The sequence below is a fragment of the Thalassotalea sp. G20_0 genome (assembly GCF_017744175.1).
Taxonomy (GTDB): Bacteria; Pseudomonadota; Gammaproteobacteria; order Pseudomonadales; family Endozoicomonadaceae; genus Endozoicomonas.
The window spans coordinates 123,995-139,716 of record NZ_JAGHQV010000003.1 but is presented as its reverse complement, the minus strand read 5'-3'; the positions used below and the strand labels follow the sequence as shown (position 1 = coordinate 139,716).

Here is a 15,722-nt window from a genome sequence, read left to right as displayed (position 1 = left end):
AAACGAGGTGCACAGTTCGCTATTTAATGTATGGGTAGACAAAGTCAAACTGCTGCCCTGTCAGATTAATGGTCACTCTTGAATTGTATGAGGTATCGTAACGCTCCATCCAACCATCAGCAGTAATGTGGTAATTGTTCTTGCTGCCATCCCTGCTCAGATGCCCGGACAGATTTCCGTTTAAGGTCTTCCCATAGACATTAATCCCCTTAAAGAAAAAGCTGAAATTGACCCCACTGCAAACATTTACCAGATCGGCATTACTGCTATAGGGGATCACTACATACTGCTCTTCACGGCCACCCCTTGGCTTAAGTCTGCAACGCATTACCATTATGCCCGCGTGGCTGATATGCAGATAAAGTACCAGTTCAGAGAGCCATAGTTTTTCAGTTTTTGCAATACTGTAAGCATCAAAACGATAGGTTCCGGCTGGTATTTGACAGGCAGTAAAGGAGGATAAATCTGGGGACATCGGCGGCGTATAGGCAGGTGCGAGATCTGTTCTATAACCATGATATAAGTAATCCTGCGGGGGTGGGTATAACGGCCCTTCAGGCTGAGGATGGGCCGGCACCTCGGGGTAAGGTGGAGGGGTAAACCGTTCAAGGCCGATTGGTTTACCCAGGACAATCGATGGTAATAAAAGGATAATTAATTGATAAAGTTTCATAACATCACAACCATAAGACATTATTCTTCCGGGCTAGGAAGAATAGGTCATTTACCCGTATTTACAGGATGGCGGTGAAATTAAAAATCAGATTCAGATGCCCGGAATACATCCGGGCAGTCACTGCGGGCCTACTGAAATGGATTCATTACAGTATCGAGCAGTTCCCACATACCGTTGCGTTTCTGAATTTCGCTGATTGCTCTGCCTTGAATCATCAGTTGTAACAACTCTTGTATATCGTTATGACCGTGATCTTTTGCCCATTTCAGTTTGCTATCCAGTGCCCTGTGGACTTTGTCCGTCGGCTTTGCCCCCGCGCTCAAAATCGTGCCATATAAACATTCTGCGTCATCGTAACGGTCAGTCACTATTGCCCGCTCCAGAGCTTCATTCAGTTTATCCAGAACCCCATCCGTTAGCGTTGCCCCCAGGGCCAGAATGACGCCTGCTAAGCACTCTGCGCCATCGTAATGATTGTCAGCTATGGCCTTCTCCAAAGATTCATTCAGTTTGCTTATGTCATCGTCCGTCAGCTTTACCCCGGTACCCTTTATGATGGATACTAACTGTTCTACCAGCTCGTAGTTCTGGAAAGCTGCTGCCCATACCATACGTCCCCTCAGTTTTCTCTGGTCATCCTCAGTCAGCTTTGTCTTGGTGCTTACAATGATGGATAGTAACAGCTCTGGCTTATCCTTATCGTAATAACAGTTATCCACTGCCAGTATCAGGCGGTTACTCAGTGCTATCCGGGCATCCTCCGTCAGCTCTGTCTCAGTGCTTACAAAGACGGATTTTAACAGCTCTGCCTCATCGTAAAGACGGTGATCTAATGCCAGTATCAGGCGGTTACTCAGTGCTATACGGGCATCCTCCGTCAGCTCTGTCTCAGTGCTTACAATGATGGATAGTAACAGCTCTGGCTTATCCTTATCGTAATGACGGTTATCCACTGCCAGTATCAGACCGTTACTCAGTGCTATCCGGTCATCCTTCGTCAGCTCTGTATCAGTGCTTACAATGATGGATAGTATCAGCTTTGCCTTATCGTAAAGACGGTTATCTACTGCCACTATCAGACCGTTACTCAGTGCTATCCGGGCATCCTTCGTCAGCTCTGTCCTAGTGCTTACAATGAAGGACAGTAACAGCATTGCCTGATCGTAAAGAAGGTGATCTACTGCCTGTACCAGACCGTTACTCAGTGCTGTCCGGGCATCCTCTGTGAACTCTGCCCCAGTGCTTTCAGCGATGAATTGTATCCGTTCTAAAAAATCATACCATCCGTACTTCAATGACAATATCACGCCTTCATTCAGTGTTCTCTGCCCTTCGCTGGTCAGCGTTGGCCCTGTATCCTGAGTAATAATGAGTTGTCGTTGCAGTTCCTGAAAAGGCAGGGCATTGGTCGGTCTTTCCTGATTTGCCACCTCCTTTGCTTCGACGACAAGACCCCATAATTTTACTAACTCAGACAGGCCGCCTTTGAATAATGGACAGACTTTCCTTTCTTCTATTTGCTGATGGTTGACATGCACCGGCTTCAGGCAGTCTGTTTTGATGGGATTCGCACAACAGGCTGTAGTCATCAGACCCCGGCAAAATGCTTTAACCCGTGCAGGGTAATTCCCACGGGCATCAGCAGGCTGTAGATGGTCAGCAGGCAACACCAGATCGCAAGTCAGATTATCAATGGAAATATCGAGCTGTGGCGCAGTTTTTAGAGAATCTGCTTTTAGAGAATGTGCCGGTTGTTTTTCCTGAGTTACGTCTGGCTGCCTGTTTCGATAATTGCTGGCTAAATCAACTAAGACTGGGAAATTCATTATATAGATCCTTTTGATAATTCTTATTAGATAACAGTTAATGAATTTTGTTCCATTTTTCTACAGATAATCATTTAGCTAACAGGCAGCCTATTACGCCTTCGTTTGAAGTTACTAACTGAATCTCGGTCAAAGTGGAATTAAAAGTGGAGTTAAAGATAGGATAGAAACGTTATTTCTTATGCTTCACACCGTTATAACGGAACGGTGAAAATTTCACCATTCCGTTATTTTGTGGTTCTGGAATATTGCGAATTTATTCTGAAGCTTCCAGTTTATCCTGGGTCCTGAGTTCAAAATCAGAAGCATCATGCCGGTTTCTCAGCTGCCCGGACAGTTCACCCCAGGTGCGGTTGACCATTTTCCCACGTTGAACGGCCTCTCGCTGCCCAATCTGGCTGGACCATCGAACAACATGTTGATAGCTATCCACCTGAAGAAACTCTGCAGCATCGTAAATTTTGCCTTCGACCAAGGCCCCGTACCATGGCCAGATTGCCATATCCGCAATGGTATAATCATCGCCACAGATATAGGTATTGTTTGCCAGATGCTGGTTTAACATATCCAGCTGACGCTTGACCTCCATGGCAAAGCGATCAATAGGGTACTGGTATTTTTCCGGCGCATAAGCATAGAAATGGCCAAAGCCGCCTCCCAGGTATGGACCACTGCCTACCTGCCAGAACAGCCATGAGAGACACTGTGCCCGCCTGGCGGGTTGTGCTGGTATAAACGCATTAAATTTTTCAGCCAGATAAAGGAGGATGGCTCCTGACTCAAATACCGGTATCTCCACACCGTCGCTTCGATCCACCAGGGCAGGAATCTTCGAGTTAGGATTTATGCCAACAAAGCCCGAACCAAACTGATCACCTGCCATAATGTCAATCAGAAAAGCGTCGTACCCGGCCTCTTTAATCCCCAGCGCCAGCAACTCTTCAAACAGTATGGTGACTTTCACACCATTCGGGGTTGCCAGTGAATAAAGTTGGAATGGATGCTTGCCAACAGGCAGCGGCTTGTCAAAACGGGCACCGGCGGTTGGCCGGTTAATGCCACCAAACTGGCCACCATTCTCATTTTCCCAGGTCCATACCCTGGGAGGAACATACGATGCATCTGCCATGGGCAACTCCTTATTCATTCTTAAGCCCGAAGCTGCCCAGCATAAGACAATTCCCGAAGAAAGGTAAGTGTATTCCCGCATGAAACGCAGACATTAAAAGTAACGTGAATCGTTTTCAGGCCTTGATGCAAACAATCTGGATAAAAAGCATAGAGTCATCTATCTATGTCATACATCAAATTCACTGCTTAGTTCTTTCGTTCAAAAAATAACCGGAGTGTTCAAACAATGATAAAAACTGTTGTTGTATCCGTCCTGCTCCTGACCTGCTTTCTGGTTATGGCCGACCTTGTTCCCTTTTTACTGAAAAACACAGACTCACCTTCTGATAATGAGCAGCCACAAAAAAATCAGGAGCACATTATCAAATCAATCGTTTTATTAGTTGGTATTGCGATTATGATCACACTGATCCTGCACTTCTGGCACTGACTCAATCAAATCTGACTGGAGAGTAAAAGTGATGCTGACACAGTGAACACTGACTACATTTATGGGCATGACTGCTTCCCTGAGTAATCCTTTGCAGGGCATTACAGGGCAGAATACCATTCATTTCGGTGAGTGTACTTTGCATACCATGATTAACCGTTTAAAGCGTATATTTTCCCGACTGGCGTTTCTCTGTGCTGGTCAGAAACCCTCCTTTGAAGGCCCGGGGCTCTCCGGCATTATTGCGGATTGGGCTGAGCCGTTGCTCAGTGAATACAGCGACAATCATGAGATCGAAAACATTATTGATCTGACGTCTAACTGCTGGAATATCGGTGCCTGTCCAAAAGATAACCGGGCTGAGTTGTGGGGTCTTCTTATCCAGCCAATCGTTGAAGAACACTTTTATGAACACAGGCATGATCTTCAGGGCAAACTAAGGAAACTGATCAAAGTGAGGGAGAAATTTTATGCTCACGACCCACGCTTCATCCTGGATTTTCGGTTTAAATATCGCCGCTCCCAATTGAGGCTGGATATTTTCAGCACCCGGGACCTGAGCCCGTCCCAGTTTATGGCCGGGCTTGATGCATTAATCCATCAAAGTGAACTCAATGCCTAGGAGGCTAAGAGTGGCTTCTCTGACCTTTGCCAGATCACGTCTGAACTTTCATAATCTCCGGCCATTGCGTCGTATAAGAAGGACTCAGCACCTGCTGGTTCATATGCCATGGCTGCGCCCGGAAGCCCACTGATGCAGGCCGGAGTGTCTGGCTCCCAAAGCGCTGGTTAATGGCATCCAGCACTGTCATCATCCGGGTATTTTCCGGAATTGACGCTGCCGTCAGCAAGTCTCCCTGAAAACCTGCACCGGAACAAAGATCCACCAGGGCAAAGCCCGCCTTTTTATACTCGTAACCTTCCTGAAACAGCACGTCCAAAGCCGGATTTAACTGTTGCAGCCAAACCGAGCTATCACTGGTGGGCGATGGGACCATCAGCTTCAGACTCCGTCCGGTTTGCGGGAGATTGGCCTTAAAGGGATCGGTCCTGATAAAGATGATGGCTTCACGGGAATACTGCTGTTGTTTTCTGAGTTTCTCGCAGGCGCGACAGATAAAGCTGGCCAATGCGGCATGAAGTGCCTGCCTGGTGGTGACCCGCTGGCCGAAGCTCCGGGAACACATAATCTGATGCTTATTGGCTGAACTCCCCTCTTCCCAGGGAATACAGTACTCCCCCTGAAGTTCACAGACCGTCCGTTCCAACACCACAGAAAACTGTTTCCTGATCCATCGACGATTGGCGTTCGCCAGTTGTGCAGCAGTATGAATACCTGCCGCCTCCAGCCGTTTTCCTATGCGTCGGCCCACTCCCCATACCTCACCAACCGGGGTGATTGCCATTAACCGCTGCTGGCGTATCGGGCTGGTTAAATCCACAACACCACCGGTTGCCGGAAATTTCTTGGCCGCATAGTTAGCGAGTTTGGCCAGTGTTTTGGTGGTTGAGATGCCCACACCAATTGGCAGCCCCGTCCACTGGAATACCCGCCGTTTCATATCCAACCCTATGGCATGCAGGTTTGCCAGCGGGAAACCGGAGAGTTCAACAAAGGCTTCATCGATCGAATACACTTCCAGCTTCGGGCTGAACTGTTCCAGCACCGACATAAAGCGGGAGGACATATCGCCATACAGCGCATAGTTGGAGCTTTTCAGTATGATTTCACCACGGGCCACCTGATCCCTGACCTTGAACGCCGGTGTCCCCATAGCAACGCCCAGGGCTTTGAGTTGCGCTGTTCTGGCAACGATACAGCCATCATTATTGCTGAGTACTCCCAGGGCTTTACCCAGCAGGGACGGATTAAAGACCTGCTCGCAGGAACAGTAAAAAGCATTGGCATCACAGAGGGCAATAACGTCCTTCATCGCAGGTGGTGAATAACTTCAGTGACCACACCCCACACATTGAGCCCTTCTTCAGAATCCAGTTTAATCGCAGGGTAGTCAGGGTTTTCCGAGTGCAATTCCGGTTTGCCATGGCAATAGACCAGGCGTTTTACAATCAGCTCACCGTCCAGCAAGGCCAGTATCACATCACCGTCTCCCGGAGTGAGGGAACGATCAATAATCAGAATGTCACCATCAAAGATGCCCGCTCCTTTCATGGATTGACCCTGGGCCCGGGCAAAAAAGGTTGCTGCCGGATGACGGATTAACAGCTGGTCAAGGGAGAGCGTATCTTGCAGGTAGTCAGCTGCCGGGCTGGTGAAGCCACAGGCAGCCGGGCTCTGGTAAAAGGGCAATGTCTCTGGCAAAGGTCGTGAAAAGATCTGGATCGGCTTCATGCCACTCAAACTCATTAACTGTTTATTTATACAGTATAAACATTTAACGGTTAAAAGAAAGCGGTTGTACTTTGGACGCAGGAGAGCTGTTCCGCAGACTGACTCTGATCAACCTGCAATGGAGCATCTTTGCTCCTCCACCTGACACACCATCAATGGAACCTGACAATCATTTTGAGGTCAAACAGCGACATTAATAATCCAGGAGGCTGACCGAGAATAGCGCCCGTCTAGGCACCCCCGTAGCGAGGATGGCAGAAAATTGAGGATAAAACGTCGAAAATTTTTAGTAAATAGTGGTTCTATTTGCTAAAAATTTCCGACTTTTTAGACCAATTTGCTGCCACCGCACGACTGCATGGATGCAGGAGCTAGAGCAACGCAGGAGCAGTTGCCGCGTAGGGCAGTCTATTCTCGGTCAGCCTCCTGGGTGCAGGAGGTATTCTGAAAGCAACCACATCCACCCACTCCCGCCCAAAGTCTGACCGCCGGAATGACACCGGTTCAAGCGGGATGCCTGACCGCCCCGGAAGCACATTTAACGGTAAAAAAGTCTCAAACCATCAGTCCTGCAGAGGCACAAGTCCCCCCCGGCATGATGGCAAAAATATTGAAGACGTCTTCTGGGAAAATAAACCGTTACAAGAACGTAAGACAACCCCGGCTGAGGTGCTTAAAGCATATAGCAGCGATGTAACGTCACTCAGAAGCGGCTTCTTCCTGCAAAAGCTCTGCTTACAGAACGTTCCAAACGGCAATAGAAAAGTCACACCGGATCAGGTCATTCAGGAATTCAAGCGGGAGCCGGGTCAGAATAGCAAGTGCCAATTAGCGATAGCTCGTTTCAAAGCGGAATGCTGCCTGAAAGGACTGCTCTTGAATGGTCAACGGGTCACAGCGGATGCGGTGGTTAAAGACTTCCCGGATACTACGGAAGGAAAACTGGGAATAGCGCGCTTTATGGAACGATGCTGCCTGAGTGGCCTGGGCCTGGATGGCCAGCAGGTCACACCGAATGCGGTGGTCAGGGCTTTCCCGGATAATCCGGAAGGCAAACTGGGAGTAGCACGCTTTCAGGAACAATGTTGCCTGAGCGGCTTGCCATTGAATGGCCAGCAGGTCTCACCGGATACGGTGGCTAACGCTTTTCCGGATAGTCCGGTAGGAAAGCTGGGCATAGTACGCTTTAAAGAAGAATGTTGCCTGGAAGGCATGCCGTTGAATGGCCAGCAAGTCTCACCGGATACGGTATTGAAGGGGTTTCAGGCCGCCAACGCAAGACTGGAAATAGCGCACTTTAAAGCGGAATGTTGTCTGAGGAACCTGCCGTTGAATGGCCAGCAGGTGACAACGGATGCGGCGTTTAATGCTTTCCCGGATAGCCCGGAAGGCAAACTGGCAAGAGCGCGCTTCAAAGCGGAATGCTGCCTGAGGAACCTGCCGATAAATGGCCATCGGATCACACCGGATTCAGTGATTAAGGATTTTCAGGACACCAGAGTAGCACTGGAGCTGGCACGCTTTAAGGAACAATGTTGCCTGAGGGAGCTGCCGCTGAATGGGCGGCAGGTCACACCGGATGAGGTGGTGAAGGAATTTCAGGCAGCCAGGGAAATATTGGGATTGGCACGCTTCAAAGCAGAATGTTGCCTGCGGGGCCTGCTTCTGAATGACCAGCAGGTCACACTGGAGCTGGTGGTTAAAGCTTTCCCGAATAGTCCGGAAGGCAAACTGGGGATCGCACGTTTCAAAGCGGACTATTATCTGAGAGGCCTGTCGCTGCATGACCTGCAGGTTACACCGGATGAGGTGTTTATGGATTTCCCGGATAGCCCGGAAGGCAGACTGGGGAGAGCGCGCTTCAAAGCAGAATGTTGCCTGAGGGAACTGCCATTGAATGGCCGACCGGTCAGGCAGAGTGAGGTAATTAAAGATTATCAGACGGCCAAAGCACCACTGGAGCTGGCACGCTTTAAGGAGCAATGTTGCCTGCAATCCCTGTCGTTCAATGGCCAGCAAGTCACACCGGATGAGGTGATCAGGGGTTACCCGGATAATCCGTTGGGCAAACTGGGGAGCGCGCGCTTCAAAGCAGAATGTTGTCTGCGTGGCCTGACGCTGGATGGCCAGCTGGTCACACCGGATGCGGTGGTTAAGGATTATAAGGCCACCAGGGCAACGCTGGAGCTGGCGCGTTTCAAAGCGGAATGCTGTATGAGAGGCCTGACACTGGCTGGCAACCGGGTCACCCCGGACGAGGTGGTTAAGGATTTCCCGGGTAGTCCGGGAGGCAAACTGGGCAACGCGCACTTTAAAGCGGAATGTTGCCTGAGGGGCTTGGCGTTAAATGGCCAGCCGGTCACACCGGATGCGGTGATTAAGGGTTTCCCGGGTGGTCGGGAAAGCAGACTGGGTATCGCGCGCTTCAAAGCGGAATGTTGCCTGAGGGGCCTGACATTGAATGACCAACCGATCACACCGGATGCCGTGGTTAAGGGTTATCTGGCAATCAAGGCAACACTGGAGCTGGCGCGCTTTAAGGAACAATGTTGTCTGAGAGGCCTGGCGTTAAATCGCCAGCCGGTCACTCCGGATTCAGTGGCCGAAATGTATCAGGCTGCCAAGGCAAAACTTGCGCTGGCGCGCTTTAAAGCAGAATGTTGCCTGAGGGGGCTGTGTTTGAATAACCTGCAGGTCACAACGGAGGAAGTAGTCGGGGATTATCAGGCCGCCAGGGCAAGACTTGAACTGGCACGCTTCAAAGCGGCGTGCTGCCTGAAGGATCTGTGGCTCAATGGTGAACGGGTCACACCGGATGAGGTGGTTAAGAGTTTCCCGGACAGTCCGGATGGCAAACTGGGGATGGCGCGCTTCACAGCGGACTGTTGCCTGAGAGGGCTGCCGTTGAATGGCCAACAGGTCACACCGGACTCCGTGGCCAGGGATTATAAGGCAATCAGGGCAACGCTGGAGCTGGCTCGCTTCAAATCGGAATGTTGCCTGAAGGGGCTGCTGTTGAATGGCCAGCAGGTCACACCGGATGCCGTGGTTAAGGATTATGAGCGCGGTGGCAGGTTGCTCGAAAGAGCTATTTTTTATTCGCTACTGGCATTGAATGCCAGAGAACTGAATGGCAAATATCTGGATAACGAGGAGGTATTGGCAGCGTTTAATGATATACCCGGAGATCATACCTCAAGGCAAACCAGGTATCTGGTTCAAAGGTTGCAGCAATCCCATCGGTACGATGAAACCAGCGAAGGTCAGGATATACTTCAACAGGCCTGGCAAATCTTAAACAAAGTGCCAGTCAAAGACGAGGAGCAATCTCGACTGCAATGTATATTGAAATTCATGGCCATGGAGAATAAATGGACAATTGATCAACAGGAAGTGTCTGCAAAACAGGTATTCCATGCCATCAAAACACTGAGGCGCTCATTTAAGAATTCACGCCTGCATTTCTTCTTTCTGGCGCACTGCTGTATCACGAGACAGTCTATTGGCAGACAGCACATTCATAAGGATCAGGTAATCAGGTATCTTAAAATTTTTCCTGAAGGAAGCAGGCTGCGCCATGCTTTAACCTGCTGGTTTGAAGAATGCAGCTCCGAAGCCTGTGTAATGGATGAGTTACTCGATGCCAGTGACAGTCCTCACCGATATGCAACCTTTGCCAGTCAACAGGAGGCATCTGTTGCCGTTAGCAGCAAGAACACCGGACATAAGCCTAGAGAACACCTGCCCGACGTGATTCCCGTTATCGAGCGCTCTGAGCGCAGCACAACATCGGCAGAGGTATTCGTTGCCAATCCGGGCAAGGAAGACCCACCCCCCTGCCAGCCCGGGGAATATCGGTATACAACAGAAACCGCTTCCATCCACCAGACATTTGCCGTCTATATGGCTGAAACCCTGAAGCAATGGTCAACAACAGGCATCCCGGACAAGCCGGTTTCACGGTTAAATGCGCTAACACTGAAAACACTGGAGATTATTCAGGAAATCAATGGTTCTTATACTCCCCCCCCTCTGCTGATTAACGGTTCTTACGGACGTTTTTTACAGAATCTCTGCTCATCATTTAATGATATTGACATTGTCTGCACAGAAGAAGCGTCCTCCAGAACACTCTTTGACAGGCTGCAGGCACTGAACACCGACTGGGACTCTGAAATCACCAAAAGCGTCACCATCTGGCCAATCGAGGGATGTCAGGCCATTAAACTGCCACACGCCTACAATATTCAACTTAAAGACGGTGATCTGGGGAGGAAAGCAATGGAGCTTCACGTCAGTGTTGACGCCAGAGTAGCCTATGGAAATACCACACAATTGGCTATTCACGTTCCCGGCGTTGAGAGGCCGGTATGGTGTTTGTCGTTTACGGAAGAAACCCGATTACTGAACGATACGCTGGAATACCTTGCCAGGAACCTTGACTGGCTGACAGAGCAATTGCAAAAAGGAGCAATATTTGGCTTAGCTCGAACCCTGCTTTTTAACACGCCCCAAAACACCGATGAACGTATTTATGGTTTGCTTATGCGCTGCCTGCTTACCCTGAATAAAGCCAGGCAGTTTATCGCCCTGCACTCTGAAGGAAAACCCGGAAAACCCGGAAAACCCGGAAAACCTGACGACCAGACTACCCCGCAGGCAAAAGAACAACAGCGCCTTCATACACTCGCTGCAAATCTACAAGCGAAATTACATAGCCATGTTTGTCGTCATGGCTTTGAACACAGAGTTAACCACTGGCTATCGACAACTCAGCCTGTTAATGATCATCAGCTCAAGAAGAAGGACTTTACCAAAACACTGCTTGCGATGATGCATCCTGAAGTAGTTAACCAAAACTCTTAGGGTAGACATTAAGCGCCTACTCCCCTCTTCGGGAAGTTAAAGATGAAACCACGAAGGACACAAAGAGCACGAAGGAAAAGAAAATCTCTTCTTTGTGCTCTTCGTGACCTTCGTGGTTCCATCCGAAAGCCATTGAAAATGGAGGGGTAGGCTTAATGTCCACCATAAAAACCAAAACTGCCCCTTATCTGTTATCGATACTAATCCTCATCAATAATTATAAATTTTTAGTTGATAATCTTGCTGACAAGGGATAAGTCAGTTCTATCGTCTGTTAACAGTTCGTGAGCTGCCTGAAATTCCTTGAAGGCTTCTGAATCAGTCGTTCCTTCAGAGTGATATTTAAGTGCTGATTCTTGAAAGGCTTGATCGACGATTTCTTCTGTCAGTGTGTTGTTTTTTTCCAGCCCCAGAAGGTTAACCGCATCAATAAATTCTTGCTGCCGTGGTTGATGCCAACTTTTTAGCTTTACAGTATACATCATAAGGTCAACCCCAGCCTTGATTATGGGTTCAAATAATACTTCTTCAATCTCTGAGTGAGCTTGATCTTTTGTGGGAGTAATCCTTCTGGTCTTCAATAAAACTTCTTCAAAATGCTTAAAAGCCTGCTCTTCAGAAAAGCCATAATATTTTTGCAGCTCTTTTATAAAATTTTTAATCTGTACAATATTGATTTTTTTTTCCGGGAAGTTTTTGTCCACGCTCCGGAACACTTTATTTAACTTCAGATAAAATTGTACAGACCCATTAAACTCTCTATGTGCTTCTTTGGAAGAGCCATGTTTTGCTTGAATGTCAAACATCAGGCGGTTTACAGTTTGAAAACCATAACCATGGCTTTTCAATCGCAAAGCCTGATATAGAGTGAAAAGTTTATGGGGCAATTTCTCAATAAAACGCTGGCCAAGACTTACATTGGCAATATCCGGATTTTCAGTTTCTGACTGCGCAGTCTGAGTTGAGTTGGTATCGGCACTTACGCCCCTGTTGCCCCAACTTGCTGTTTCCTGCCTGTCAATTAATTCAGACTGTTCATCTTCAGCTGGCTTACTTGCTGTTGGCCTGGAGCCTAAGGGGCCTGATATTGGCATAATACATTCTCCGCTATCTCTCTTTTATGTAAGTAGTTAACCAAATGAAATCATATTTTCCCGGCGAGTTTGCTTCTCAGTTCAAGTTACAGTCAGTTGCACACTGCTTTGCCAAAAATCCTTTGCACTAACCTTCGACAATGCTAAAGCTTTCTTTAAACAGCAGTTGAGGCAAATTAGCTGATGACCATAGCCTGGCACGCCGTAAATGGAACCTAATAATCACTTTGAGGTCAAACAGCGGTATTTACATGCCAAGTGCGCAGGGTTTTATTCTGAAAGCACCCACGTCAACCGACTTCTACCCAAAGTCTGCTGCCCGGGCTGACCGACAAACCGGTTCAGGCAGGATGCCTGACTGCTCCACAAGTACATTTAACGGTAAAAGAATCTCCAGCCATCGCTTCCATAGAAGCACAGCTTCCACCATGGATGAGGCCAGGCGTATTGAGAGTGCCTTTTGGAAAAAAACACCACTACAAGGACGTCAAATCACCTCAGCTGGTGTGCTTAGTGCCTATGGCAATGATACTACCTCGCTCAGAGGTGGCTTCTTCCTGCAAAGACTCTGCTTACAAAACATTCTGCATAACAATAGAAAAGTAACGCCGGATCAGGTCATTCAGGAATTCAATCGAAAACCAGGTCGAAATAACAAGTGCCAGCTGGCGATAGCGCGCTTCAAAGCGGAATGCTGCCTGAGGAACCTGACCTTGAATGGCCAACCTGTCAGGACAGATACGGTAGTCAGGGCTTTCCCGGATGGTCCGGAAGGCAAACTGGGGGTGGCGCACTTTAAGGAACAATGTTGCCTGAGAAGCCTGGCCCTGAATGGCCAACAGGTCACAGCGGCTGCGGTGATTGAGGCTTTCCCGGATAGTCCGGAAGGCAAACTGGGGCTGGCACGCTTCAAGGCGGAATGTTGTCTGAAGGGCCTGGCAGTGAATGGTCAGCTACTCACACCGGATGCGGTGGTGAAGAGTTATCAGGCAGCCAAAGCAACACTGGAACTGGCGCGGTTCAAAGAGGAGTGTTGCCTGAAGGGCCTGCTACTGAATGGTTGGCAGATCACACCGGATACGGTGATTGAGAATTTCCCGGATGACCCGGAAGGCAAACTGGGGATAGTGCGCTTTAAGGAACAATGTTGCCTGAGCGGGCTGCCGTTAAATGGCCAGCAGGTGACGCCGGATACGGTGGTTAAGGCTTACCTGGAAATCAATGCAACACTGCCGCTGGCACGCTTCAAAGCGGAATGTTGCCTGAGAGGCCTGGCGCTGAATGGCCACAAAGTCACACCGGGTGCAGTGGTTAAGGCTTATCAGGCAGCCAGGGCAACGCTGGAGCTGGCGCGCTTCAAAGCAGAATGTTGCCTGAAAAGCCTGCCGTTGAATGGCCAGCGGGTCACACCGGATACGGTGGTTAAGGATTTTCAGGCCGCCAGGGCACCACTGGCGCTGGCACGATTTAAGCAGCAATGTTGCCTGAGGGGCCTGCCGTTGGGTGGCAGGCAGGTTATAGCGGATGCAGTGGTTATGGAGTTCCCGGATAATCCGGATGGCCAACTTGCCATAGCACGCTTCAAGGCCGAATGTTGTCTGAGAGGCCTGCTATTGAATGACCGACAGGTGACACCGGAAGCGGTGATCCGGGATTATGAACGGGGCAATTGGTTGCTCGAAAGAGCTATTTTCTACTCTCTGCTGGCATTGAATGCCCGAGAATTACATGGCAACTATCTGGATAACCAGCAGGTATTAGCAGCGTTTGATGCAGTACCCGGAGACCATTCTTCAGGGCAAACCAGATATCTGATTAAAAAGCTGAAACAATCTCATAAGTGCGATGAAACCAGTGAAGCCCAGGATATCATGCAAAAGGCCTGGCAAATCTTAAACAGCGCACCGGTCAAAGATGAGCAACAACGACTGCAATGCATATTGAAATTCATGGCGATGCAGAATGAATTGACCATTGATCATCAGAGGGTGTCAGCACAACAGGTATTGCAATCCATCAAAGCACTGAAGCGCTCATTTCAAAACTCACGCCTGCATTTTTTCTTCCTGGCGTACTGCTATGTCAGGAGCCAGCCTGTTGATGGACGACAAATCCATAGGGATCAGGTTCTGGAATGCCTCCGGAGTTTTCCTGAAAGAAGCAACTGGCAGCATGCTTTAGGACGCTGGTTTGAACAATACAGTCCTGAAGCCAATATAATGGATAATTTATTGTTTAAACGAACAAACACGGTAGAGGTATCCGTTGCCAGTCCCGGGAAGGAATGCCAACGCCCTTATCAGGTCAGGGAATACCGGGATGAAACAGAAAAAACCTGCGTCACCCGGGCAGTGACTGCCAGTGCAGCTCAAACTCTGGAACCATTGTCAACAACAGGCGGATCGGATGTTCCGGACAAGTGGACCCAACAGTTAACTCCGCTAACGCTGAAAACACTGGAAATTATTCAGGAAATCAATGGTTCTTATAGCGATCCAGCCATTTTGATTACCGGTTCTTACGCCCGTTTTTTACAGAACCTCTGCTCAGCATTTAATGATATTGACATTATCTGCACGACAGAAAAATCAGCCAGAACACTCCTTGCCAAGCTGCAGACGCTTAACACCGACAGGGATTCAGACATCCCCAAAAGCATCATCATCTCACCAGTCCCGGGATGTCCGGCGATTCAACTGCCAAGCGCCTACAAAATTGACCTTGAAGATGGTGATCTGGCGACCAGGGCATTGGGGTTTCAGGTCAGTGTTGACGCCAGGGTAGCCCAAAATGCAACAGGATTGGCCATTGAGGTTCCCGGCGTTGCCAGGCCGGTATGGTGTTTGTCGTTTGCCGAGGAAACCAGATTGCTCAATGGTACGCTGGAACACCTCGCTGAGAACCTTGATCCGCTGACAGAGCAATTGCAAAACGGGCCGGTATTTGACGTCCCCCGCACCCTTCTTTTTAATAGCCCCAAAAATACCGATGAACGTATTTATGGCTTGCTTATACGCTGCCTGCTTACCCTGAATAAAGCCAGGCAGTTTATCGCTCTGCACTCTGAAGGCAAATCCGGGGAAAATGACGGTTCGACCACCGAGCTTGAACAACAACGCCTGCATGCACTGACTGAGCATCTGCAAATAAAATTGACCTGCCATGTTTGCCGTCATGATTTTGAGCAAAGGGTTAACGGCTGGCTATCAACAGCTCCGCAGGTTAATGGCTACCAGATCAAAAGGAAGGCATTTATTACGACACTGCTTGAGATGATGCATCCTGAAGAAGATCGAATCGACTCAGCTCGATGAACTTTTTGAAAAAATAACACTCAAAAAGACCA

The 15,722-nt window shown here is 48.9% G+C and carries 9 protein-coding genes; 3 read left to right on the top strand and 6 right to left on the bottom strand.

Translation table 11 applies throughout. The features are described 5' to 3' along the window. Window positions 1-19: 19 nt before the first annotated feature. The 3 genes from J7438_RS02655 to yghU form a co-directional block, all read right to left on the bottom strand. The gene (locus J7438_RS02655) at window positions 20-673 is read right to left on the bottom strand and encodes a hypothetical protein (protein WP_209275344.1); all 654 of its coding nucleotides are present in this window, start codon (window positions 671-673) and stop codon (window positions 20-22) included. Window positions 674-804: 131 nt separating this feature from the next. Next, window positions 805-2,502, bottom strand: coding sequence for a hypothetical protein (locus tag J7438_RS02650; RefSeq protein ID WP_209275343.1), 1,698 nt, complete (start codon window positions 2,500-2,502; stop codon window positions 805-807). A 256-nt stretch (window positions 2,503-2,758) separates the two neighbouring features. Next, window positions 2,759-3,631: a glutathione-dependent disulfide-bond oxidoreductase gene (yghU, locus tag J7438_RS02645; protein WP_209275342.1), complete on the bottom strand. Its 873-nt coding sequence runs from the start codon at window positions 3,629-3,631 to the stop codon at window positions 2,759-2,761. Window positions 3,632-4,124: 493 nt separating this feature from the next. Here yghU and J7438_RS02640 point away from each other — a divergent pair, with 493 nt between their 5' ends. Further along, complete coding sequence (locus tag J7438_RS02640) at window positions 4,125-4,685, top strand: hypothetical protein (protein ID WP_209275341.1); 561 nt, start codon at window positions 4,125-4,127, stop codon at window positions 4,683-4,685. A gap of 34 nt (window positions 4,686-4,719) precedes the next feature. Here the strand turns inward: J7438_RS02640 and J7438_RS02635 are convergent, their stop codons facing one another. Continuing rightward, a complete protein-coding gene (locus tag J7438_RS02635) occupies window positions 4,720-5,997 on the bottom strand; it encodes a Y-family DNA polymerase (protein ID WP_209203903.1) in 1,278 nt (425 codons plus the stop codon). Then, window positions 5,994-6,416, bottom strand: coding sequence for a LexA family protein (locus tag J7438_RS02630; RefSeq protein WP_209203904.1), 423 nt, complete (start codon window positions 6,414-6,416; stop codon window positions 5,994-5,996). The genes J7438_RS02635 and J7438_RS02630 overlap by 4 nt, the downstream gene beginning before the upstream one ends. Window positions 6,417-6,929: 513 nt before the next feature. On the opposite strand from J7438_RS02630, the gene J7438_RS02625 reads away from it, so the two are divergent. Continuing rightward, window positions 6,930-11,282, top strand: coding sequence for a hypothetical protein (locus J7438_RS02625; protein WP_209275340.1), 4,353 nt, complete (start codon window positions 6,930-6,932; stop codon window positions 11,280-11,282). A 227-nt stretch (window positions 11,283-11,509) separates the two neighbouring features. On the opposite strand, the gene J7438_RS02620 is transcribed toward J7438_RS02625, so the two are convergent. After that, entirely contained in the window at window positions 11,510-12,376 is an 867-nt protein-coding gene (locus tag J7438_RS02620) for a hypothetical protein (protein ID WP_209203906.1), read from the bottom strand. Window positions 12,377-12,627: 251 nt separating this feature from the next. On the opposite strand from J7438_RS02620, the gene J7438_RS02615 reads away from it, so the two are divergent. After that, window positions 12,628-15,690 (top strand): type 1 glutamine amidotransferase family protein, encoded by a 3,063-nt coding sequence (locus J7438_RS02615; protein ID WP_209275339.1) that lies wholly within the window; start codon window positions 12,628-12,630, stop codon window positions 15,688-15,690. Window positions 15,691-15,722: the final 32 nt, after the last annotated feature.

Bases quoted from the DNA above. Each gene is read 5' to 3' on its own strand.
- J7438_RS02655 (WP_209275344.1), bottom strand. From the start codon at position 673: ATGAAACTTTATCAATTAATTATCCTTTTATTACCATCGATTGTCCTG.
- J7438_RS02650 (WP_209275343.1), bottom strand. From the start codon at position 2,502: ATGAATTTCCCAGTCTTAGTTGATTTAGCCAGCAATTATCGAAACAGG.
- J7438_RS02630 (WP_209203904.1), bottom strand. From the start codon at position 6,416: ATGAAGCCGATCCAGATCTTTTCACGACCTTTGCCAGAGACATTGCCC.
- J7438_RS02625 (WP_209275340.1), top strand. From the start codon at position 6,930: ATGCCTGACCGCCCCGGAAGCACATTTAACGGTAAAAAAGTCTCAAAC.
- J7438_RS02615 (WP_209275339.1), top strand. From the start codon at position 12,628: ATGCCAAGTGCGCAGGGTTTTATTCTGAAAGCACCCACGTCAACCGAC.
- J7438_RS02620 (WP_209203906.1), bottom strand. From the start codon at position 12,376: ATGCCAATATCAGGCCCCTTAGGCTCCAGGCCAACAGCAAGTAAGCCA.
- J7438_RS02640 (WP_209275341.1), top strand. From the start codon at position 4,125: ATGGGCATGACTGCTTCCCTGAGTAATCCTTTGCAGGGCATTACAGGG.
- J7438_RS02635 (WP_209203903.1), bottom strand. From the start codon at position 5,997: ATGAAGGACGTTATTGCCCTCTGTGATGCCAATGCTTTTTACTGTTCC.
- yghU (WP_209275342.1), bottom strand. From the start codon at position 3,631: ATGGCAGATGCATCGTATGTTCCTCCCAGGGTATGGACCTGGGAAAAT.